The 23642-nt window shown below is 66.5% G+C and carries 16 protein-coding genes and 4 pseudogenes; 18 read left to right on the top strand and 2 right to left on the bottom strand.

What is annotated here, in order from left to right:
- Positions 1-29 precede the first annotated feature (29 nt).
- From LRS12_RS15475 to LRS12_RS15520, 10 genes and pseudogenes are all read left to right on the top strand, one after another.
- Complete coding sequence (locus LRS12_RS15475; RefSeq protein WP_374581310.1) at positions 30-632, top strand: XrtA/PEP-CTERM system exopolysaccharide export protein; 603 nt, start codon at positions 30-32, stop codon at positions 630-632.
- Between the two features lie 26 nt (positions 633-658).
- Positions 659-2172 (top strand): annotated as a pseudogene (locus LRS12_RS15480) (XrtA system polysaccharide chain length determinant).
- A 10-nt stretch (positions 2173-2182) separates the two neighbouring features.
- Complete coding sequence (locus LRS12_RS15485; RefSeq protein WP_257845307.1) at positions 2183-3166, top strand: AAA family ATPase; 984 nt, start codon at positions 2183-2185, stop codon at positions 3164-3166.
- A gap of 35 nt (positions 3167-3201) precedes the next feature.
- The gene (locus LRS12_RS15490; RefSeq protein WP_257845308.1) at positions 3202-4758 is read left to right on the top strand and encodes a hypothetical protein; all 1557 of its coding nucleotides are present in this window, start codon (positions 3202-3204) and stop codon (positions 4756-4758) included.
- Between the two features lie 25 nt (positions 4759-4783).
- Positions 4784-5901 (top strand): annotated as a pseudogene (locus LRS12_RS15495) (AAA family ATPase).
- Positions 5902-5903: 2 nt separating this feature from the next.
- A pseudogene (locus tag LRS12_RS15500) lies at positions 5904-6774 on the top strand (XrtA system polysaccharide deacetylase).
- Positions 6771-7844: a FemAB family XrtA/PEP-CTERM system-associated protein gene (locus LRS12_RS15505; protein ID WP_257845309.1), complete on the top strand. Its 1074-nt coding sequence runs from the start codon at positions 6771-6773 to the stop codon at positions 7842-7844. The pseudogene LRS12_RS15500 and the gene LRS12_RS15505 overlap by 4 nt, the downstream one beginning before the upstream one ends.
- Positions 7844-9064 (top strand): TIGR03087 family PEP-CTERM/XrtA system glycosyltransferase, encoded by a 1221-nt coding sequence (locus LRS12_RS15510; RefSeq protein WP_257845310.1) that lies wholly within the window; start codon positions 7844-7846, stop codon positions 9062-9064. The genes LRS12_RS15505 and LRS12_RS15510 overlap by 1 nt, the downstream gene beginning before the upstream one ends.
- 17 nt (positions 9065-9081) lie before the next feature.
- Positions 9082-10596 (top strand): exosortase A, encoded by a 1515-nt coding sequence (gene xrtA / locus LRS12_RS15515; protein WP_257845531.1) that lies wholly within the window; start codon positions 9082-9084, stop codon positions 10594-10596.
- A gap of 85 nt (positions 10597-10681) precedes the next feature.
- A pseudogene (locus tag LRS12_RS15520) lies at positions 10682-12572 on the top strand (XrtA/PEP-CTERM system amidotransferase).
- A 93-nt stretch (positions 12573-12665) separates the two neighbouring features.
- Here LRS12_RS15520 and LRS12_RS15525 read toward each other — a convergent pair.
- Together LRS12_RS15525 and LRS12_RS15530 are read right to left on the bottom strand one after the other, a co-directional pair.
- The gene (locus LRS12_RS15525) at positions 12666-13106 is read right to left on the bottom strand and encodes an MAPEG family protein (RefSeq protein ID WP_257845311.1); all 441 of its coding nucleotides are present in this window, start codon (positions 13104-13106) and stop codon (positions 12666-12668) included.
- Positions 13107-13188: 82 nt separating this feature from the next.
- Entirely contained in the window at positions 13189-14181 is a 993-nt protein-coding gene (locus tag LRS12_RS15530) for an alpha/beta hydrolase (protein ID WP_257845312.1), read from the bottom strand.
- A 120-nt stretch (positions 14182-14301) separates the two neighbouring features.
- Here LRS12_RS15530 and LRS12_RS15535 point away from each other — a divergent pair, with 120 nt between their 5' ends.
- From LRS12_RS15535 to LRS12_RS15570, 8 genes are all read left to right on the top strand, one after another.
- Complete coding sequence (locus LRS12_RS15535; RefSeq protein WP_257845313.1) at positions 14302-15507, top strand: saccharopine dehydrogenase family protein; 1206 nt, start codon at positions 14302-14304, stop codon at positions 15505-15507.
- Positions 15508-15701: 194 nt separating this feature from the next.
- On the top strand, positions 15702-16871 hold the full coding sequence (locus LRS12_RS15540) for a carboxynorspermidine decarboxylase (RefSeq protein ID WP_257845532.1): 1170 nt from the start codon (positions 15702-15704) through the stop codon (positions 16869-16871).
- A gap of 28 nt (positions 16872-16899) precedes the next feature.
- Complete coding sequence (locus tag LRS12_RS15545; RefSeq protein WP_257845314.1) at positions 16900-18768, top strand: ABC-F family ATP-binding cassette domain-containing protein; 1869 nt, start codon at positions 16900-16902, stop codon at positions 18766-18768.
- Positions 18765-19682 (top strand): histone deacetylase, encoded by a 918-nt coding sequence (locus LRS12_RS15550; protein ID WP_257845315.1) that lies wholly within the window; start codon positions 18765-18767, stop codon positions 19680-19682. Before LRS12_RS15545 ends, LRS12_RS15550 begins: the two co-directional genes overlap by 4 nt.
- Positions 19683-19774: 92 nt before the next feature.
- Positions 19775-21652, top strand: coding sequence for a 2-oxoacid:acceptor oxidoreductase subunit alpha (locus tag LRS12_RS15555; protein WP_257845316.1), 1878 nt, complete (start codon positions 19775-19777; stop codon positions 21650-21652).
- Positions 21653-21734: 82 nt separating this feature from the next.
- Positions 21735-22109, top strand: a complete 375-nt coding sequence (locus LRS12_RS15560; RefSeq protein WP_257845317.1) for a hypothetical protein — start codon at positions 21735-21737, stop codon at positions 22107-22109.
- Complete coding sequence (locus LRS12_RS15565) at positions 22106-23131, top strand: 2-oxoacid:ferredoxin oxidoreductase subunit beta (protein WP_257845318.1); 1026 nt, start codon at positions 22106-22108, stop codon at positions 23129-23131. The genes LRS12_RS15560 and LRS12_RS15565 overlap by 4 nt, the downstream gene beginning before the upstream one ends.
- Before the next feature lie 18 nt (positions 23132-23149).
- Entirely contained in the window at positions 23150-23641 is a 492-nt protein-coding gene (locus tag LRS12_RS15570; protein WP_257845319.1) for a metal-dependent hydrolase, read from the top strand.
- Position 23642 lies beyond the last annotated feature (1 nt).

Below are 23642 nucleotides of genomic sequence, written 5' to 3' on the forward strand. Positions count from 1 at the left end.
ACTCCGGAAAGAGCGTGGCGCTTCCGCTGATGATGGCGGCGGCGCTTTCGGGCTGTATGGGCGGTGGGAACCGTCCGGAGCTGCCCACGACAACCTTCGTCGCCAGCCGTGAGGGTCCGGGCGAGGAATATGTCATTGGCCCGCTCGATACGCTGCAGATCTTCGTGTGGCGCAACCAGGAATTGTCGGCTGAGGTGCAGGTCCGCCCGGATGGCCGCATCACCACGCCACTGGTGAGCGACATGCCGGCGGTCGGCAAGACCCCGGCGATGCTGGCCGACGACCTCAAATATGCGCTGGGCGAATATATCAAGGATCCGATCGTGTCGGTCGTGGTCAAGAGTTTCTCGGGCACGTTCAGCCAGCAGATCCGAATCGTGGGTGCGACCGAAAAGCCCGCGTCGCTGCCCTACCGCGCCAACATGACCCTGCTCGACGCGATGATCGCGGTCGGAGGGCTCAGCGAATTCGCCGCAGGCAATCGTGCGCGGCTGGTCCGTTACGACAAGGCAAGCGGGCGTCAGCGCGAATACAAGGTGCGCCTGTCCGACCTTCTCAAGAATGGCGACACCAGCGCGAATGTCCGGCTGGAGCCGGGCGACGTGATCATCATTCCCGAGAGCATGTTCTAACCAGACGGAGACCGCCCGGTGGGGGATTGTGGGACGAGATCAGGACGGCACTTCACGGCGTGTGGCAACGCCGCTGGATTGCCATGGCCGTCGCCTGGGCAGTCTGCCTGGCGGGCTGGCTCGTCGTGTCGCAGATCCCGAACCAGTATGAGAGCCGCGCGCGCGTCTTCGTTCAGCTGCGTTCGATCCTGCCCGGTGAGGGCATCGCAACCCAGCAGGAACAGCAGAAGGATATCGACCGCGTCCGCACCACGCTGGCGAGTGCGACCAATCTGGAAAAGGTCGTGCGCGGCACCGACCTCGCCAACACCGTCGCAACCGACCGCGATGTCGCGGACCGGGTCGCGGGTTTGCAGAAGAAGATCAAGATTACTGCGCAGCAGGATAATCTGTTCGAGATCACCGCGACGGCGGACAGCGGCAAGTTGTCGCGCACGATCGTCCAGAAGCTGATCGACATCTTTGTCGAGGACAATCTGGGCACGATCCGCGACGAGGCGAGCCAGTCGCTCCAGTTTCTCGACCAACAGCTCGCCCAGCGTCAGAAGGCATTGCAGGAGGCGGAGGCCAAGAAGGCGGATTTCCAGACCCGCTATCTTGGCTCGCTGCCCGGGACCGGCACGCTTGCCGAGCGGCTGGCGGCGGCGCGTGCGCAACTGGCGCAGGTCAATCAGGAACTGGCGGCGGCGCAGAGCGGTCTAGCAGCAGTCAACGGTCAGATGGCGGGCACGTCAGCGACGGTCGCGGGCGTTGGCGGCGGCGGTGCCGTGGCCGGGCCGGCGCGGGCGCGGCTGTCTGCGATCCAGGGGCAGCTCGCCGAAGCGCGCGCGCGCGGCTTTACCGACAATCACCCCGACGTCATCGCGCTCAAGAGCCAGTTGTCGGCGGCGCAGAGCGCGGCGCGACGCGAGCCGGTCTATTCGGGCGGCGGCGGGGGGCGAGCGCCAACCCGCTCTACCTGAGCCTGCGCGCGATGCAGGCCGACAAGTCGGCGCAGGTTGCCGCGCTGACCAATCGCAAGGCGCAGATCGAGGCGGACATGGCCGCGATCGACCAAAAGATCGCTGGCGACCCCGCCGCAGCGCAAGAACAGGCCGAGATCGACCGCAACTATCAGGTGATGAAGGCCGCCTATGACAAGCTGCTCGCCGATCGCGAGCAGGTGAAATTGCGCAGCCAGGCTGCAGGCCAGGCCGATGCGGTCAAGTTCAACGTGATCGATCCGCCGACTGCGCCGCGTTCGCCGACCGCGCCCAACCGGCCGCTGTTGCTGACCGGCGTGCTGATCGTCGGACTAGGCGCCGGCGTTGCCGTCGCGTTCGGCCTCAGCCAGTTGGCGGGCACGTTCCCGACCACCGCGCGGCTCGAGAAGATGAGCGGGATGCCGGTGATCGGTTCGATCGGCGAAGTCGTGACCGGGGCGCAGACCGCATTGCGCCGGAAGCGATTCCAGATGTTTGCAGCGGCGTCCGCAGGATTGGTCGTCGCATGGGTAGCGCTGCTGGGGCTTGAAATGCTCCAGCGCGGCATGAGCGCGTGAGGGGCAGGCCATGAACGACCAGACCCCAAAACGCCTTGGCGGATCGCTGGTGGAACGGGCCGCGGCGCACCAGGCGCACGTCCAGCGCCAGGCGGCGCAGCAGGTCGCTCCTGTGCATGCGCCCGCGACGAAGCCGCGCCACGACATTCCCGTATTCGGTGCGGTCGAGGCGCCGCGTGCGCCGCTGGTGCGTCCTGCGGTGGCACCCGTCGCTCAGCCCGATCAGCAGGCTGGCGCGCGGCGTCGCGTCGCGATCGACCGGCGGAAGTTGGCCGACCACGGGATGCTGGTGCCGGGTGCGACGGTGACCGCGCTGGCCGAGGAATTCCGGCTGGCGAAGCGCCAGTTGCTGACCACCGCGCGCCAGATCCGTGCGACGGGCGGCGAGGGTGCCGACGACCGGTCGCGGATGATCCTGGTCTGCTCGGCCAAGCCGAACGACGGCAAGACGTTTTGCGCGATCAACCTGGCGCTTTCGATGGCCGCAGAGAAGGATGTCGAAATCCTGCTGGTCGATGCGGATTTCGCCAAGCCCGACGTGCTCCAGCGACTCGGCGCACCCGACGGCCCCGGCCTGCTCGACGCGCTGTCAGGTGCGGTGTCGAACGTCGAGGACTGCATCATCGACACCGATGTGCCGCAGCTGTCGGTGCTACCGGCCGGTACGCGCAGCGTCGCCGATACCGAATTGCTCGCCAGTGCGCGGGCGCATGCAATCCTCGACGGGCTGGCGGCGGCCAATCCGCGCCGGATCGTGATCTTCGATTCGCCCCCGATTCTTGCCGCATCGCCGGCCAGCGCGCTCGCCAGCCATGTCGGGCAGGTGATGCTGGTGGTCCGCGCCGACCGCACGCGCGAGAGCGAGCTGCGCGACGCGGTCGGGCTGCTCGACGGGTGCGACCATATCCAGTTGTTGCTCAACAGTGTTTCCATCCAGCCCAATGGCCGCCGCTTCGGGAGTTACGGCGCCTATTACGGGGAAGCCGACCAATGAGGTTGTTCGCTGCGGCCATTGCCGTCACCGCCCTGATGTCCGCGCCCGCAATGGCGAAGGACAAGCGCAAGCAGATCACCCCCTATGTCGATGCGGGGCAGGTGCTGGTCGCTGACCTGTCGGGCGGGGGCGAGGTGCTGACCTATTCCACCATCGGCGCGGGGGTCGATGCGTCGATCCAGACTCGCCGGGTCGAGGTGCAGCTTTCGTACAAATATGAGCGCCGCTTAGATTACCAGAAGAATCTTGCGGATCAGGACACCCATAGCGGCCTTGCGCGCGCCGCGGTGAAGGTCGCGCCGGGCTTTACCGTTGAGGGCGGTGCGCTGGCGACGCGCGCGCGCAGCGACATGCGCGGCGATGCGCCGACCAATCTGGCGGGCAATGTCCGCAACACGGCCCAGGTCTATTCGGTCTATGGGGGGCCGACGTTCCACACCGGCAACGGCCCGGCGAGCCTCAGCGCTGCCTATCGTTTCGGCTATACCAAGGTCGAGGCGCCCTCGATCTCGTCGATCGATCCCGCCGCGCCGCCGGTCGACGTGTTCGACAGCGCCACCAACCATCTGGCGCAGGTGCGCGCCGGGGTGAAGGCGGGGACGATCCTGCCCGTGGGCCTGAGCGTTGCCGGCGCGTGGCAGCGCGAGGGGATGAGCCAACTCGACCAGAAGTTCGACGGCAAATATGGCCGCGCCGACGCGGTGCTGCCGATCGGTCGGGGACTCGCGGTCGTCGGTGGCGTCGGTTACGAGAAAATCGAGATCACCCAGAAGGACGCGCTGCGCGACGGGACCGGCGCGATCGTGCGCGACGGCGCAGGGCGATTCGTCACCGATCCGGCATCGCCGCCGCGCATCGCTTATGAGATCGAAGGGATCTTCTGGGACGCGGGCGTGATCTACAAGCCCAACGCCCGGCTGATGCTGGAGGCGCGGGCGGGCCGTCGGTACGATTCGATGAGCTATACCGGATCGCTCCAGTGGCAAATTTCGCGGCGCTCCGGGTTGCAGGTCGGCGTGTATGATTCGGTCCAGAGCTTTGGCCGCCAGCTGGCGAGCGACCTTGCGGCGCTGCCGACCAGCTTCAACATTCCGACCGACGCGTTCGGCGACCAGTTTGACGGCTGCATCTTTGGCGACAGCGGCACCGCGGCGGGCGGATGCCTGACCAACACGCTCGGCTCGGTCGCCAGCGCCAACTATCGCGCACGCGGCGTGACGGGCGTGCTGGCGATGAACGCCGGTCGCACGACGCTGGGCTTCGGCGCGGGCTATGCCAACCGGACCTATCTGGTCCCTGCGGGTAGTTCGGTGCTGGCCGGCAGCAGCGACGACACCTATTATGCCCAGCTGTTCGCCGCACGCGCGTTGAGCGCCAGGTCCGGGGTCAACGGCAACATGTTCATCAACTATTACAAGAGCGGCATCGCCGGCGCGCCGGGCGTGATGGGCGGAGGCGCGGCCGGCTCCTACTATCATAATTTCGGCCCGCTGAGCGCGGTCGCCTCGCTCGGGATCTCCACCTTCGAAGTCGAAGGGGAGGGAAGCAACACCCAGGCGCAGGCGCAGCTCGGCCTTCGCTACGGTTTCTGAAGGTTTTTGGTCCAGGGATGGCATGATGTACGACGACCATTATGGACTGAGCGGGAGGCCGTTCCAGCTGACGCCGGATCCGGCCTTCTGGTTCGATACCGTCACGCATAAAAAGGCGATGGCCTATCTCGGCTATGGCCTGAGCCAGGGCGAAGGATTCATCGTCATCACCGGTGCGCCCGGTGCAGGCAAGACGACGTTGGTCGGTCACCTGATGGAGACGATCGACCCCGAGCGGCTGCACGTCATCAAGATCGTCACGACCCAGATCGAGGCCGAAGACCTGTTGCAGATGGTTGCGGCAGGGCTGAACATCGATGCGACCCACCTGACCAAGGCGCAGATGCTCGCGGGAATCGAGAAGCAGCTTCACGCCGTGGCGCGGCAGGGGCGGCGGACGCTGCTGATCGTCGACGAGGCACAGGCGCTGCCGCTGGAGAGCCTGGAAGAGCTGCGCATGCTCTCCAATTTCAGGCGGGCGGCTATCCGCTGCTGCAGATCTTCCTGCTCGGCCAGCCCGAGTTTCGCGGGCGACTGTCGGATCCGCGGCTCGACCAGCTGCGCCAGCGCGTGATCGCGATGCACCAGCTCGACCCGATGGGCGCGGACGAGCTCGAGCCCTATCTGATCCACCGCCTGTCCTGCGTCGGGTGGCGGGGCAAGCCGCGCTTCACCAACGATGCGGTCGCGGCGATGTATCGCTGGTCGGGCGGGATTCCGCGCAAGGTCAATCTGCTCGCAGGCCGGGTGCTGCTGCTCGGCGCGATCGAGGAAATTACCAGCTTTACCGGCGCCGATGTCGAGGCGGTGATCGCCGATCTGGAGGGCGATCTGTCCGGGGCGCTGCCACCTTCGGCTCCGGCGCGCCCGGCACCGCCACCGGCACCCGCTCCGGTTCCGGCACCGCCCGAAGCCGCACAGGCCGCGCGGGAGGCGTTGCGGCGCGAGGTTTCCGCTCCGGCGGCTCCTGCGGCTGCACCGGCGTCAGCTCCTGTGGTCGACCCCGAGATGGCGGCGCAGCTCGCGCGGCTCGAGGCACGGCTTGAGGAACAGGATGCGGCGCTGCGTCGCGTGCTGACGCTGATGGTCGATTTCATCGAGGTCGAGGATGCTCGACCGACGCGGCGGGGAGCCGCTGCCTGACGATGGTCGCCAACGCCCTTTCGGTCGATGTCGAGGACTGGTTCCAGGTCGGCGCGTTCGAGACGGTGATCGCGCGCGACGACTGGGCGTCGCTGGAGCATCGTGTCGAGGCGAATACCGACAAGGTGTTGGCGCTGTTCGGCGAGGGCGGGGTCAAGGCGACATTCTTTACGCTCGGCTGGGTGGCCGAGCGCTATCCCGCGCTGATGCGGCGGATCGCCGATGCGGGGCATGAGGTCGCCAGCCATGGCTGGGACCATCAACGCGTCTTCACCATGGGGCCGGAACAGTTTCGCGCCGATATCAACCGCGCGCGCGCGGTGCTGGAGGATGCGACCGGACAGAAGGTGAGCGGATATCGCGCGCCGAGCTTCTCTATCGATGTCCGCACCCCCTGGGCGCATCAGGTGCTGGCAGAGGAAGGCTATGCCTATTCGTCGAGCGTCGCGCCGATCGGCCATGACCATTATGGCTGGGCCGATGCGCCGCGCCGGGCATATCGTCCGGTGGCGGGGAGCGAGCTGGTCGAGCTGCCGGTGACCACCGCGCGGTTCTTGGGGCGGGAGGTGACGACCGGGGGCGGGTTTTTTCCGACTGTTGCCCAGCAGCGTCGTGCAGGGCGCGATCCGCGCGATGAATGCGCAGGGGCAGCCGGCGATCTTCTACTTCCATCCCTGGGAGGTCGATCCGGGCCAGCCGCGTGTGGAGAACGCGCCGCTCAAGTCGAAGCTGCGGCACTACAGCCGGCTGGGGGCGATGGCGGGGAAATTGCAGGCGCTGTTCGCGGCGCATCGCTGGGACCGCACCGATCGGGTGGCGGCGGCGGAGGCGGCATTGCTGGATAGCGTGCCGGTGCTGGAGGCGGCGGCGTGAACGCGCCGATCCAGCTGCGCCCGCTGACGCTGCGCGTTGCCGACCTGAGCGACACGATCGATCGTGCGCGGATCGGTGCCTATGTCCATGAGCATCCCGATGCGACGCCCTTTCACCTGCCCGCATGGAGCGCGGCGGTGGCCAAGGGGTGCGGGCAGCGCAACCATTATCTGATTGCCGAGCGCGGCGAGTTCGGGATCGTCGGGGTAATGCCGCTGACCGAGCTCCATTCACCCTTGTTCGGGCGAGTGCTGGCGTCGGCGGGATTCGGCGTGGGCGGGGGTATCCTTGCCGACAAGCCTGCAGTTGCGGAGGCGCTGGCGGGCGAATGCTGGGCGTTGGCGCAGCAGTTGAGCTGCCCGAGCGTCGAGGTCCGCGGCGGGCCGCGGCCTGGGCCGGAATGGACCGTCGACGACAGCCACTATCTGGGGTTCGTCCGCCCGCTCGCCGAGGATGACGATGCCGAACTGCTCGCCATCCCGCGCAAGCAGCGCGCCGAGGTGCGCAAGGCACTCGACACCGAGCTCGACGTCACGATCGGCAGCAATCCCGTCGATGTAGCCGCGCACTATGCAGTCTATGCCGAAAGCGTGCGCAATCTGGGTACCCCCGTTTTTCCGCGTGCGCTGTTCACGGAAGTGTTGCAGGAATTTGGTAGCGCCGCCGACGTGCTGGTGGTGCGGCGTGGGGGTAAGGCAGTGTCCGCTGTGTTGAGTCTATACTGGCGGCGGACGGTGTTTCCCTATTGGGGCGGCGGCACGGCGGAGGCGCGTCGGTTGCGCGCCAATGATCGCATGTATTTCGAGCTGATGCGCCATGCGCGTGAGCGCGGTTGTACCCGGTTCGATTTCGGCCGGTCGAAGGTCGGCACGGGCGCGGCGGCGTTCAAGAAGAATTGGGGATTCGAGCCGCAGCCGCTGACCTATTATGACCGCGTGGCGGAGGGTGCGGTGATCCGCGACGCCAATCCGCTGAATCCCAAATACCGGCTGCAGGTCGCAGTCTGGAGCAAGCTGCCGCTCGCCATCGCCAACCGCGTCGGGCCGTGGATTTCGCGGGGGCTCGGCTGATGGGCGATATTCTGTTCCTGGCGCATCGCGTGCCGTTCCCGCCCGACCGCGGCGACAAGATTCGCGCGTTCAACATCATCCGCTATCTGAGCGAGCGCAAGCGCGTGCATCTGGTGGCGTTCGCCGATGACCCTGCGGACCTCAAGCGCAAGTCGGGCCTCGCCAAGCTTACGGGCAACCGCCAGATCGTGTGGCGCAGCAAGCCGCAGGCGCTGGCGGGGATGCAGTCGCTGCTCTCGCACCGCCCGGTATCGCTGACCGCGTTCGACAATGCGGAGGTGCATCGCGCGGTGGAGTCGATGCTCGCGCGGCACGCGATCGACACGATCTACGTCTTCTCCAGCCAGATGGCGCAATATGTCCCGCTGCGTCCGCGCCAGAAGGTCATCATGGATTTCGTCGACATGGATTCGGCGAAGTTCGCAAGTTACGGCGAGACCAGCCGCGGCTTTACCGGATGGATGATGCGGCGCGAGGCGCGGCTGCTCGGCGCGCATGAACGGGCAATTGCCGCGCGCGCCGACGCCAGTCTGTTCGTCAGCGCCGAAGAAGCACAATTGTTCGAGCAACGCACGGGTGCCGACCGTGTCCATGCGGTGGGCAACGGCATCGACACCGGCATTTTCGACCCCGGCGCGCAGTTCAAGCGCATCGACACGATGGGCGAGCTGATCGTGTTTACCGGCCAGATGGATTACCGCCCGAATATCGAAGGCGTGACCTGGTTCGTCGAGACGATCCTGCCGCATATCCGTCTGCGCCACCCCAATGCGCGTTTTGCCATTGTCGGGCGCAAGCCGACCGATGCGGTCAAGGCGCTGACCAAGCACAAGGGCGTGATGGTGACCGGCGAGGTCGCCGATGTCCGCCCCTGGCTACACGCGGCATCGGTGGTGGTCGCGCCGCTCAAGCTGGCGCGCGGCATCCAGAACAAGGTGCTGGAGGCGATGGCGATGGCGCGGCCGGTGGTCGCTTCGGGTGCCGCCGCGACCGGCATCGACCATGGCGGCACGATCGAGGTCGGTGAGACGGTGGGCGAGATCGCCGACGCGGTGACCCGCATCCTGTCCGATCCGGCGACGGGCACGGCATTCGGCGCGCTCGCGCGGCAGCGGGTGATCGACCATTATAGCTGGGACGCGCGGCTGGCGGTGCTCGACGAGATCATGGGGCTGCGCGGCCGCAATGACAGGCGGCTGGAACGCCCGGCGGCGGCGTGACCGTGGCGAGCGCGGCGATGTCAGTGGCGGCGACGCACCTGTTGGATGCCCGTTGGCAGCGTCATGGCGCGATGCTGGCGGGCGTCTGGGCGGTGCTGCTGCTGCTGTTCCGGGGCGATGTCAGTGACCTGACTGCGATCTACTGGACCAACACGACGTTCGGTCATTGCCTGTTCGTCGCGCCAGTCGTGGCGTGGCTGGTGTGGCAGCGGCGGGTCGATCTGACCAAGGTGCCGCCTGTAGCCTGGTGGCCGGGGCTGGTTGTCGTCGCTGGTGGCGCGGGCGCGTGGCTGCTGGGCGATGCGGCGGGAGTCGCGCTGTTCCGGCATCTCGGGCTGGTGGCGATGATGCAGGGCGCGGTGGTCGCGTTGCTTGGCCCGAATGTGGTGCGCGCGCTGGCGTTTCCGCTGGCATATATGATTTTTCTGGTGCCGTTCGGCGAGGGGCTGGAAAAGCCGCTCCAGGATCTGACCGTTGCGATCCTGGTGCCGCTGCTCGACCTGTTCGGTGTGCCGGCGCATGTCGATGGTGTGCTGATTACCACCCCCAATGGCTATTTCGAGGTGGCCGAGGCGTGTTCGGGCGCGAAGTTCGTGATCGCGATGATCGCGTACGGGGCGCTGGTGGCGAATGTTTGCTACACGCGCTGGACCCGGCGCGTGGCGTTCATGGCCGTGGCCCTGATCGTGCCGATCATCGCCAACGGATTTCGCGCGTTCGGAACGGTCTATGCCGCCTATCTGACGTCGGTCGAGGCGGCGACGGGGTTCGACCACATCCTCTATGGCTGGGTGTTCTTCGGCGCGGTGATGGCCGGCGTGCTGGCGATCGGGTGGAAATGGTTCGACCGCGACCCCGATGCGCCGTGGTTCGATCCCGCCAAGTTGCAGGCGCGCTGGCCGGGGACGGCGCAGATGCCGGCGGTGGTGGCGCTGGTGGCGCTCACAGTGGTGAGCCTGTTCATGGCGTGGGCGGCGGTGATCGCGGCGCGGGCCGATACGCTGCCTGCCAAGGTTGCCGCCCCACAGGTCGCAGGGTGGACGCAAGTACCGCTGAGCAGCCGCGCGGTGTGGAAGCCCAATTTCCCCGGCGCCGATCATTTCGTGATGACGCGCTATTCGGACGGGATGGGCGCGCAGGTCGATCTGGTGCTGGCGGTCTATGCCAGCCAGCGCGAGGGGAAGGAACTGGTCGGATTTGGCCAGGGCGCAATCCGCGAGAATGACAGCTGGGTGCGGATCGAGGATCTGCCGACGCTGGAGGGTGGGAGCGCGCTGCGGATGACCGCACCCGGGCCGGTCGAGCGTGAGGTCGTGACCTGGTATCGCGTCGGCGATGCTGTGACAGGCAGCCCGTCGCGGGTGAAGGCCGAGACGCTGAAGGCCAAGCTGCTCGGCGGGCGGCACCGTGCGGTCGCGGTGATGGTGTCGGCGGAGAAGGGCGAACTGCCGACACGCGCGGCGATCAAGCGGTTTCTGGGCGCGATGCCGCCGGTGGACGTGCTGGCGGATCGGGCGGCGGGAGTCGATTGAGCGGCGAATTGCGCGCGTGAGGCTTGCGCCCCATCGTCATCCCCGCGAAAGCCGTGCAACAAATCGGGCGGGGAACGACTGACTGATGTGCGGCATAGCTGGCCTTTATTATCCGGGAACCCCGAAGCCGGTGGAGCCCGCGCGGGTGCGGGCAATGACCGATGCGCTGGTGCATCGCGGGCCGGACGGCGCAGGGGTGTGGACGGCGCCGGGCGTCGGGCTGGGACATCGGCGACTGTCGATCATCGACCTGTCGGGTGGCGGACAGCCGATGGCGACGCCCGAGGGTGACGTGATCGTCAGCTTCAACGGCGAAATCTACAATTTTCAGGAAGTCCGGGCCGATCTGGAGGCGAAGGGAGCGGCGTTCGTCAGCCAGAGCGATACCGAAGTGCTGCTGCACGGCTGGCGCGCATGGGGCGTGGGGCTGCTGGACAAGCTCAACGGCATGTTCGCCTTTGCGCTCTATGACGCGCGCAAGCAATCGCTGCTGCTCGCCCGCGATCGGATGGGGGTGAAGCCGCTCCACTATGCCGAATTGTCGGACGGGGCGGTGGCGTTTGCGTCGGAGATCAAGGGTCTGCTCGCCCATCCGCTGTTCCGCCGCGCGCCCGACTTTACGGCGGTCGAGGATTTTCTGGGGCTGGGCTACGTCCCCGACGATGCGAGCGTGCTGGCGGGGGGTGAAGAAGCTGCCCGCCGGCCATTATCTGCTGCTCGAACGCGGCAAGCCCGTGCCTGCGCCGGTCAAATGGTGGGACATCGACTTTTCGCAGCGGGCCAAGGGATCGGCGCGCGATCTGGAGGCGGAGCTGATCCACCATCTGCGCAGCGCGGTGCGGTCGCGGATGATCGCCGATGTGCCGCTGGGCGCGTTCCTGTCGGGCGGGGTGGATTCGAGCGCGGTGGTCGCGCTGATGGCCGAGGCGAGCCGTGCGGCGGTCAAGACCTGCACCATCGGCTTCGACGAGGCAGGCTATGACGAGACAGCGCACGCCGCGCTGATCGCCGAGCGCTTCGCGACGCAGCACCGGGTGAAGACTGTCGCGGCGGATGATTTCAGCCTGATCGACACGCTGGTACATCATTTCGACGAGCCGTTCGCGGATGCCTCAGCGCTGGCGACGTACCGGGTGTGCGAGCTGGCGCGCGAGAGCGTGACGGTGGCGCTGTCGGGGGACGGGGCGGATGAGGCGCTCGCGGGCTATCGGCGGTACAAGTTCCACGCGGCGGAGGAGCGGGTGCGCTCGGTGCTGCCGTCTTCCGTGCGCGGCGTGTTCGGGGCGCTGGGGCGGGTCTACCCCAAGGCGGACTGGGCCCCGCGACCGCTGCGCGCGAAGACGACGCTGCTGGCGTTGGCCGACGAGGGCGGGGCGGCCTATGCCACGGCGGTGGGGGTGACGACGCCGGGGGTGCGGTTCGGACTCTATACCGACGCGGCGCGCGCGACGCTGGGGGAGCATCGCGCCGAACAGCGTTACGTCGACACGATGCGCGCGGCCCCTGCGCGCGACGGGCTGGACCGCGCGCAATATGCCGATTTCAAGCACTGGTTGCCCGGCGACATCCTGACCAAGATGGACCGGACCAGCATGGCGGTGAGCCTGGAGGCGCGCGAGCCGTTGCTGGACTATCGCTTCGTCGAGTTCGCCGCGACCTTGCCGGCGTCGATGCGGATCCGGGGCGGGCAGGGCAAATGGCTGATGAAGAAGGCGCTGGAGCCGTATCTGCCGAAGGACATATTGTACCGCCCGAAAATGGGGTTCGTGACCCCGGTGTCGGCGTGGTTCCGCAAGGCGCTGGCGGATGATGCAGCGGGGCTGGCGCGCTCGCGGGTGCTGGCCGGGAGCGGGTGGTTCGAGCCCAAGGCGATCGCGCGGCTGGCGGAGGAGCATCGGTCAGGGCGCGCCGAGCATGGGCGGACCTTGTGGCAGCTGATGATGCTGGAGCGGAGTCTCGCCCGCCTGTTTCCCTAACCCGTCGCCCCGGCCTTGAGCGGGGGCTGGGCTGCCATTGTCCGCGATGAAAGAGAAGCCCTGTCCCGGGTCAAGCCCGGGACGACCATAGGGTTAGTGGAAACTCACGCCCCAAAACGCCATCGCCGCGTGGACCGTCAGCATCAGCAGCGCGATCGTGGCCAGCGAGAATAGCGAGAAGCGCACAATGACGCGGTTCGTCGTCACCTGAACGAGACTATGGGCGATGCGCAGGGCGACATAGGCCCAGGCGATCGTCGCGTTGAGGTTGTCGCCCTGATCCATCAACGCGAGGACGATCGCGACCGCGTAGAACAGCACCGGCTGTTCGAGCAGATGGTTGTAATTGTCGGCGGGCCATTGCGCCTTGGTTTCGATCTTTGCGCGCAGGTCCGCGCCGGTGCCGCCGGTGAGGTTCGCGACGTCGATCCTGGCACGCTTCATCGCCGGGATGCGGGTCGCGTACATCCAGAGCCACATGATGAGGGTCCAGCCGATCAGTGCGATGACCGGGCCGAAAATGGCGCTGTGCATGGTGTGTCCTCCCCCTGGTTGGGTGGGAGGGTGGCGGATTTGTTGCGGGGGTGCAACCGATCCTCCCCGTGCCGGGGAGGATTTACTTGGTGTGCATTGCCGTCCACACCGCGAACCAGTCGAGCCATTTGTGGCCGGGGTTGGTCGGCGGCAGCGACAACGCGCCGAAGCCGTGGCCACCGCGTTCCAGCAGATGCGCCTCGACCGGCACCTTGTGGCGGCGGGCGGCTTCGAGCAGCGCGATGCTCTGGCCGACCGCGACGGTGCCGTCGTCGACCGCGTGGCACAGGAACAGTGGCGGCATCGCGGGACTGGCGCGGGTGAGGACGTCGAAGCGGGCGGAGGCGGCACCGGCGGGCGGCGGGCCGCCGAACAGGTTCGGGCCGGAGCGGCTGTTGGGGCCGGCGCTGGCAAACTGGGTGACGGGGTAGATCAGGCCGGAAAAGGCCGGGCGCGCGGACAGGCTGTCGGCGGTGTCGCGCGGCTTGTACACCGGGTCGGCATGGCCGACGGTCACCGTGCCGCCGAGATGACCGCCCGCGGAAAAGCCGAGAATTCCGAGCTTTGCCGGATCGATGCGGTAATGGGCGGCATTGGCGCGGATCAGGCGCATCGCGCGCTGAGCATCCTGCAGCGGTACGTCGGTACGGTTGAACCAGCCTTCTCCAGGCAGGCGATAGGCCAGCACGAAGACGGTGATGCCGAGCGGATTCAGCACGCGCGCGACGTTCACGCCTTCGTTGATCAGGCTGACGAATACATACCCACCTCCAGGCATCACCAGCACCGCGCGCCCGTCAGGCCGCTGCGGGCGGAACACGCCGAGATAGGGGTGGCGAATGCCCTTTTCCCAGCGTTGTGGCGTGCCGAGCGGCAGGGGGACCGGCTCCTTCGACGGCGCGATGCCGGGGGGCGTTCCGGGGGGCAGGCTGGGCCACAGCATCATCGTCTCGCGCGGGGGCCAGGGCGGGGCGGGGGTGAAGACCTTCTGCGTCGATTGCGCGGCGGCCTGTCCCGCGAACCCCAGCGCCGCCGCGCCGCCGATGAATGTCCTGCGTCCGATCGTCATGCTCATGTCGCAGTCATAGGGGAATTCAGAGGCTTGGGGCCAGCCCGCGCTTCGCCCTTTGCATCCGGGGCGTTGGTCCCATATGGGGGCCGCATTCCCCCGGGACATATGAGGAAGGACAAAGGCGTGAAGGACGTTCTCGTAATCGGCGCAGGCGGCGTTTCGTCGGTCGCGGTGCACAAGATGGCGAAGAATCCCGAGCTGTTCGGCAAGATCACGCTCGCCAGCCGCCGTCAGTTCAAGTGCGACGCGATCGCCGAATCGGTCAAGGAGCGTTTCGGCGTGACGATCGACACCGCGCAGGTCGATGCCGATGACGTCGCCGCGACCAGCGCGCTGATCGAGAAGGTGAAGCCGAACCTGCTGGTCAACCTGGCGCTGCCCTATCAGGACCTGAACCTGATGGACGCGTGCCTCAACACCGGCACCGACTATCTCGACACCGCGAACTATGAGCCGCGCGACGAGGCGCGGTTCCACTATGGCTGGCAGTGGGATTATCAGGATCGCTTCAAGAATGCGGGGCTGATGGCGCTGCTCGGTTCGGGCTTCGATCCGGGCGTGACTAGCGTGTTCGCGATGTACATAAAGAAGCACCTGCTCGACACGATCCGCACGCTCGACATTCTCGACTGCAATGGCGGCGATCACGGCCAGCATTTCGCGACCAACTTCAATCCCGAGATCAACATCCGCGAGATCACCGCGCCCGCGCGGCACTGGGAGAATGGCCAGTGGGTCGAGACCCCGGCGCTTTCGACCCGGCAGGTGTTCGAGTTCGATCAGGTCGGCGCGAAGAACATGTACCTCATGTACCATGAGGAGCTGGAGAGCCTGGCCAAGTTCATCCCGGAGATGGAGCGTGCGCGCTTCTGGATGACGTTCGGCGAACAGTATCTGACGCATCTGCGCGTGCTGCAGAATGTCGGCCTGACCTCGATCGAGCCGATCATGTACGAAGGCCGCGAGATCGTGCCGCTGCAGTTCCTGAAGGCGGTGCTGCCCGAGCCCTCGACGCTGGGCACCACGACCAAGGGCAAGACCAATATCGGCGACATCGCGACGGGCATGAAGGACGGGGTGGAAAAGACCTTCTACGTCTATAATGTCTGCGATCACGAGGATGCGTTCGAGGAGACGGGCAACCAGGCGGTGAGCTATACCACCGGCGTTCCGGCCATGATCGGCGCGGCGTTGATGCTGAACGGCGTTTGGCGCGGCGAGGGCGTGTTCAACATGGAGCAGTTCGATCCCGATCCCTTCATGGACATGCTGAACAAGCATGGCCTGCCGTGGCAGGTGAAGGAACTGGCCGAGCCGCTCAAATTCTGACGTAACGCGCGCGGCGCGTCCCAAATCCTCCCCGGAACGGGGAGGGGGACCGCCGCCGAAGGCGGGGGTGGAGGGGGCCCGAGGCACCCGATCCGCTTGCCTCGGGCCCCCTCCACCAGCTTCGCTGGTCCCCCTCCCCGTGCCGGGGAGGAATTTTGGAGTCGTTTATGGAAACCCGCGCCGCGTCGCCCGTGATGTCCACCAAGGCCGGTGATCCGGGCGCATTTGCCGGATTCGACCTGTCGCGCGTGCCGTCGCCCTGCTTCGTCGTCGATGCGGCGGCGGTGGAGCGCAACCTCCAGACCATCGCCGATGTGCGGGATCGCGCAGGGGTGAAGATCCTGCTGGCGCTCAAGGCGTTTTCGATGTGGTCGCTGGGCGATCTGGTCGGGAAATATCTCGACGGCGTCGCGACGTCGGGCCTGTGGGAGGCGAAGCTCGCCAAGGACCATTATCACGGCGAGATCGCGACCTATTGCTCGGGCTACAAGCAGTCCGACATGGCCGAGATCTGCGCGATTTCCGATCATGTGATCTTCAACACGCCGTTCCAGCATGCCGCGATGAAGAGCGAGCTGGCGGCGGCGCGGGCGCGCGGCGAGCATTTCGAGGTCGGGCTGCGCCTGAACCCGATGCACAGCGAGGGCGAGGTCCAGAAATACGACCCCGCGCAACCGCACTCGCGCCTGGGCTTCCCCGCCGACCAGCTCCATGCCGAGCATCTCGACGGCGTCGACGGCATCCATGTCCATTCGCTGTGCGAGCAGGACTTCCCGCCGCTGCGCCGGACCTGGGAAGCATTGAAACCGCGCCTCGCGCCCTATTTCGGGCAGCTGAAATGGCTCAATTTCGGCGGTGGGCATCACATCACGCGCGCCGATTATCAGCGCGACGATCTGGTCGAGTTTCTGCGTCAGGTGCGCGAGGAGGCGGGACTCGAGGTGATCCTTGAGCCGGGCGAGGCGATCGCGCTCGATACCGGTATCCTAGTCGGCGAGTTCGTCGATGTGTTCACCAACGGCATGCCGATCGGCGTGGTCGACATCTCCGCCACCTGCCACATGCCCGATGTGATCGAGGCGCCCTACCGGCCCGCGATGCTGGGCGAGGAGGGGGATGTGCTGGTGCGGCTGGGCGGGCCTTCATGTCTGGCAGGCGATATCCTCGGCGATTTCCGTTTTCCGGAATGGCCGGTGCCGGGGCAGCGCTTCGCGTTCCTTGATCAGGCGCATTATTCGATGGTCAAGACGACGACGTTCAACGGCGTCCCGCTGCCCAGCATCGCGCTGTGGGACAGCCGGACCGACGATCTGCGGATCGTGAAGTCGTTCGGCTATTCGGATTTCGAGGGGCGGCTTTCCTGAACCGGGCGGGGGTGCTAGGCGCGCCGCCATGCTGAACATTTCCGCCATCACCGTCCGCCTTGGCGGGCGCACGATCATCGACCGCGCCAGTGCCGCATTGCCGCCGCGTGGACGGATCGGGCTGGTCGGGCGCAACGGCGCGGGCAAGTCCACGCTGGTCAAGGTGATCGCGGGGCAGATCGACCCCGATGAGGGCAGCGCCGACATGCCGCGCGGCGCGCGGATCGGCTATGTCGCGCAGGAGGCTCCCGCCGGGAAGACCACCCCGTTCGAGACGGTGCTGGCCGCCGATACCGAGCGCGCGGCGCTCATGGCCGAGGCCGAGGGGCTGGAGGATCCGCACCGGCTGGGCGAGATTCACGAGCGGCTGGGGGCGATCGACGCCTATTCGGCGCCGTCGCGGGCGGCGCGGATTCTGGTGGGGCTGGGGTTCGACGAGGAGGCGCAGCACCGCCCGCTCGACAGTTTTTCCGGCGGATGGCGGATGCGCGTTGCGCTCGCGGCGTTGCTGTTCAGCCAGCCGGACCTGCTGCTGCTCGACGAGCCGTCGAACCACCTCGATCTGGAAGCGGTGCTGTGGCTGGAGGATTTCCTGATCTCCTACCCGGCGACGATCGTGATCGTCAGTCACGAGCGCGATTTCCTCAACAATGTCGTCGACCACATCCTGCACCTCGATAAGGGCAAGCTGACGCTCTATCCGGGCGGGTACGACCAGTTCGAGCGGCAAAAGGCCGAGCGGCAGGCGCAGCAGGCGGCGGCGCGCGAGAAGCAGCTGGCCGAGCGCGAGAAGCTGCAGGACTATGTCGCGCGCAACTCGGCGCGTGCATCGACCGCGAAGCAGGCCCAGTCGCGCGCGAAGGCGCTGGCGCGGATGCAGCCGATCGCGGCGGTAGTAGACGATCCGACTTTGGCGTTCGGCTTTCCCGATCCCGAGCAGCTGCGCCCGCCGCTGATCACGCTCGACCATGCCAGTGTCGGCTATGACGGGACGCCGATCCTATCGCGGCTCAACCTGCGGATCGACCCGGACGACCGCATCGCGCTGCTGGGTCGCAACGGCAATGGCAAGACGACGCTGGCGCGGCTGCTGGCGGCGCAGCTGACCCCGATCGACGGCGAAAAGGCCGCGTCGGCGAAGATGCGGGTGGGATATTTCACCCAGTATCAGGTCGAGGAACTGCACAGCGACGAGACGCCGTTCGACCATATGCAGCGGTTGATGGATGGCGAGAAGCCGAGCTTCGTTCGCGCGCAGCTCGGGCGGTTCGGCTTTGCCGGCGAAAAGGCGATGACCAAGGTCGGCAAGCTGTCGGGCGGCGAGCGCGCGCGGCTGGCGCTGGCGCTGATCACCCGCGACGCGCCGCACATGCTGATCCTCGACGAACCGACCAACCACCTCGACGTCGATTCGCGTGAGGCGCTGATCCAGGCGCTGACCGCCTATCAGGGCTGCGTCGTGATCGTCAGCCATGACCGGCACATGATCGAGATGACCGCCGACCGGCTGGTGCTGGTCGATGGCGGCACTGCGAAGCCGTTCGACGGGAGCATCGAGGATTACATCGCCTTCGTCCTCGCCAAGGAGCCCAAGGCGGAGGGCGCGAAGGGCGGCGTCAACCGCAAGGATGCGCGGCGCGAGGCGGCCGAGGCGCGCGAAAGGGGCAATGCGATGCGCAAGGCCGCCAAGGCGGCGGAGGCGGAGCTGGCGAAGCTTCAGGAAAAGCTGAGCGCGATCGACCGCGCGATGTTCGATCCGTCGAGCGCTGCGCCCGAGTTCACCAAGCTGACGATGACCGAGCTGATGAAGCAGCGCGGCGCGGTGGTGAAGTCGATCGAGGCGGCGGAAGTGACGTGGATAGAGGCGCAGGAGGCGCTGGAGACGCTGGCGGCGTGAGTGGCCGGGCGACCATCCCCGTCGTCCACCATCCGCTTTACGTCGCGCCAGCCCCGGCGCGCAGCCAGTATCAGTGGAACAAGAACGGCCTCGTCCGCGATCTGTTGCGCGATCTGGGGGATGCGCTGGATTGGCATGAGCCCGAGCCGATGCCGCGCGGCTGGATCGAGGCGGTGCATGATCCCGACTATGTCGCCGAGGTGATTGAGAGCCGCGTGCCGCGCGAAAAGGAGCGGCGGATCGGCTTTCCGGTGACGCCGGAGGTCGCGGCGCGGGCGTTCGCGGTGCCGGGCGGCACCTATACGGCGGCGAAGATCGCGCAGGAGCGGGGCTTTGCCGCGAATACCGCCGGGGGCAGCCACCATGCGCTGCACGCGACGGGGGCGGGGTTCTGCGTGTTCAATGACCTCGCCATAGCCGCGCACCGGCTGGCGGAGGAGGGGGAGCGGGTGCTGATCGTCGATTGCGACGTGCACCAGGGCGACGGCACCGCGGCGCTGACGGTGGGGCGAACCGATATCGCGACCTATTCGATCCATGCCGAAAAGAATTTCCCGGTGCGCAAGGCGCGATCTACGCTGGATGTCGGCCTGCCCGATGGGGTGGACGATGCGGGCTATATGGAAGCGCTGACCGCAAGCCTGCCGGGGATGGTCGACGCATTTGATCCGACGATCCTGCTCTATCAGGCCGGGGTCGATCCGTGGGAGGGCGACCGGTTGGGTCGGTTAAAGCTCAGCCATGACGGGTTGGCCCAGCGCGACGCGTGGATTGCGACCCTGGCCGCGCGGCACGGTCTCCCGCTCGCGAGTGCATTAGGCGGTGGCTATGGATTGGACGCGATGGAGGTATCGGCGCGGCATGTCGCGTCGATCCTGACGCTCGGCGGGACGTACCAACGCCACGGCGCATGAAAGAACCGGTTGCAACCGCCCGGCATCGTTCTACCTTCTGTCCAACCACCCCGCGCTGTAGAGGGTGGAACGACATTGCAGGAAGAGACTGAATGGCCACTGCCGCCCATCAGGTCACGCCCGAAGAGGCTTCCGCCAATCCGCCGCCCGAAGCGGTCGTCGTCCGATTTGCCGGGGACTCCGGCGACGGGATGCAGCTGACCGGGGGGCAATTCACCCTGTCGACCGCGCTGGCGGGTAATGATCTCGCCACCTTCCCCGACTTCCCCGCCGAAATCCGCGCGCCGCAGGGGACGTTGTTCGGGGTCTCCGCCTTCCAGATCAATTTCGGGTCGGCGGCGATCGAGACGGCGGGCGATGCGCCCGATGTGCTGGTCGCGATGAACCCGGCGGCGCTCAAGACCAATGTCGGCGATTTGAAGCCCGGCGGGCTGATCATCGCGGACGAGGGCGAGTTCAACAAGCGCAACCTGGACAAGGCGAAATACACAGCGAACCCGCTGGAGGACGACACCCTCGCCAAATGGCAGCTGCTCAAGCTCAATATCTCGCAGCTGACGCTGGATGCCGTGAAGCCGTTTGGCCTCGGCAACAAGGAAGCGCTGCGCTGCAAGAATATGTGGACGCTCGGCCTGGCGCTGTGGATGTTCGACCGTGAGCGCGGGCCGCTGATCGACTGGCTGAAGACCAAATTCGCCAAGGCGCCGGAGCTGGCCGAGGCGAATATCGCCGCGCTCAATGCTGGGCATGCCTATGGCGAGACGGCGGAGCTGGGTGCGCTGGGCATTGCGCAGGTCCATGTTCCCGCAGCGCCGGTCGAGCCGGGGCTGTACCGCACGGTGACGGGGGCCGAGGCGATTTCGATGGGGCTGGTCGCGGGCGCGCAGCTCGCTGGGCTGCCGATGTTTTTCGGCGGCTATCCGATCACGCCGGCGTCGGCGATCCTGCACTATCTCAGCCGATTGAAGGAGTTCGGGGTCACCACCTTCCAGGCGGAGGACGAGATTGCGGCGATCGCATCGGCGCTGGGCGCGTCCTATGCCGGGCAGCTTGGGGTCACGTCATCGTCGGGGCCGGGCATCGCGCTGAAGGGCGAGGCGATGGGCCTCGCGATCATGACCGAGCTGCCGCTGATCATCGTCAATTCGCAACGCGGTGGGCCTTCGACGGGCTTGCCGACCAAGACCGAGCAGTCGGACCTGTATCAGGCGGTCTATGGCCGCAATGGCGATGCGCCGATGCCGGTGATCGCGACGCGCTCCGCCGCCGATTGCTTCGACGTGGCGATCGAGGCGGTGCGGATCGCGACGCAATATATGACCCCGGTAATGATCCTGACCGACGGCTATATCGCCAACGCCGCCGAGCCTTGGAAAGTGCCGGACATGGGCGGCTACACGCCGTTCCCGGTGACGTTCAAGACCGATGCGCCGGGCGAGGGCGAGAAGTTCATGCCCTATGCTCGCGACGAAAAGCTGGCGCGGCCATGGGTCAAGCCGGGGACGCCGGGCCTGCTCCACCGCATTGGCGGGATTGAGAAGCAGGTCGGCACCGGCAACCTCGATTATTCGGCCGACAATCATCAGGCGATGACCAATATCCGCCGCGACAAGGTGGCGGGGATTTCGGTGCCGGACCAGATCGTCGAGCAGGGCGCGCCGGGCGGGAAGCTGGTCGTGGTCGGCTGGGGCTCGACCTATGGCCCGATCACTCAGGCGGTGCGGCGGGCGCGGCGCAAGGGGCTGGACGTCAGCCACATCCATATCCGCCATATCTGGCCGATGCCGGGGAATTTGGGTGATTTGCTCAAGGGTTACGAAAAGGTGCTCGTGCCCGAGATGAACACCGGGCAGCTCAAGACGGTGCTGCGCGATCAGTTTCTGGTGGATGCGCGACCTTTGAACAAGGTCTCAGGGCAGCCTTTTCGGATCCACGAGATTGAGGCGGCGATCGAAGGGACTTTGGGATGAGCGTTAGAGCTGTTCGCTCCGAGGCTCGATGATGTCGGGGCCTGATAATTCAGCAGAGGGAACGCCTCTTCTGTGGCCATTTGTGGCAGTTATCGTCGGTGGCGTGTTCAGCTATCTGGTGCTGGAACGGGACGACGTCTCCACTCTTTTGGGGTTCGCTATCGGTGCCGTTGCGGTCCGCGCGAACATTCCGAATTTTCAGGCGAAGTGGACGCTTTCGTCACGCCACAAAGCGCCTTTCATGCTCGTCATCAAGGCACTGGTCGCTGTGGCAGGTTGCGCGCTGGTGGCCATGGCGCAACTCGCGCCCGATCTGATCGCTGCGCGTTGGTCGCCTATCAGCGGCTGGCGCACTTTGAGCGGCGGCGCAAATTCGCATATTCTAGTGACCTATTTGGGAGGCGTCGCGCTGGGCATTGCGCTGGCGCTTCCGATCCGCGTGAAGGCAAAAGCATGAACGAGATCACCACCATCCGCCCGTCGACGCCCAAGGATTGGGAGACCGATCAGGAGGTCCGCTGGTGCCCTGGCTGTGGCGACTATGCGATCCTGAAGGCGGTCCAGCGGACGATGCCGGAGATCGGGGCGACACCCGAAAACACCGTGTTCGTCAGCGGCATCGGCTGCTCGTCGCGCTTCCCCTATTATATGGAAACCTATGGCTTCCACACCATCCATGGCCGCGCGCCGGCGGTGGCGACGGGGGTGAAGCTGGCCAATCCTGACCTCGACGTCTGGATTATTACCGGGGATGGCGACGGCCTGAGCATCGGCGGCAACCACACGATGCACTTGCTGCGCCGTAACCTCGATTGCCAGATCCTGTTGTTCAACAACGAGATTTACGGCCTGACCAAGGGCCAGTACTCGCCGACGAGCCGGGAGGGGACGCGGTCGCCCTCGACCCCGTTCGGGTCGGTCGATCATCCGGCCAAGCCGTGTGCGTTCGCGCTGGGCAGCGGCGCGCGGTTCATCGCGCGCGGGATCGACGTCCACAAGAATTTGCCGAGCGTGCTCAAGGCGGCGCACGCGCACAAGGGCGCGGCATTCGTCGAGATTTTCCAGAACTGCATCGTCTACAACGCCGATGTCTTCGCGCCCTTCACCGAAAAGGCGAATGCCGGGCACCAGCTGTGGCTGGAGGATGGCAAGCCGATGGTCTTCGCGGGCGGGACCAAGGGGATCGCGCTGGATGTCGAGCGGCTGGCGCTGAAGGTCGTGGACGTGGTGGATGGCGACACCTCGGGCGTGATCGTCCACAACGTCGCCAACCGCGCGATTGCGCACATGCTGGTCGAGATGGAGTTCGGACCCTTCCCGATGGCGCTGGGCGTGCTGTACGACGATCCCGCCCCGACCTTCGAGAGCGCGGTCGTCGCGCAGAATGCGGCGGTCAGCGAGGGCAAGGTCGCTGACTTGCAAAAGCTGGTCAGCAAGGGCCAGACCTGGCAGGTCGAAAAGGAGCCGCGCGAGGCTTAACCGTAGGGCGGCTCTTCCATGGATAATCTGACGCACAGCCTGATCGGGGCTGCGCTGGGCCAGACGGGGCTGAAAAAGCTGTCGGGCCTGGGTATGCCGACGCTGATCATCGCGGCCAACATCCCCGATATCGACGCGGCGTGCAGCGTCTATGGCATTCAGTCGCTCGAGATGCGGCGCGGGCTGACGCATGGGCCGATCGCGATGCTCGTTCTGCCGGTGCTGTTGACCGGCCTGATGATCGCGTTCGACCGGTGGCAGGCGCGACGGGGCAAGCGGCCCGAGGCGCGCGCGCCGGTGCGGCCGTGGCAGCTCTTGCTGCTCGCGGTGATCGGCACGCTCAGTCACCCGGCGTTCGATTGGCTCAACAGCTATGGCATCCGGCTGCTCGAACCCTTTTCGTCGCACTGGTTCTATGGCGACAGCATCTTTATCATCGATGTCTGGATGTGGGCGATGCTGATCGGTGGCATTTTCTGGTCACGGAGGGCGGAGCGGCGCGGGGGGTGAT

It is taken from the genome of Sphingomonas sp. J344 (assembly GCF_024700005.1).
GTDB lineage: Bacteria > Pseudomonadota > Alphaproteobacteria > Sphingomonadales > Sphingomonadaceae > Sphingomonas.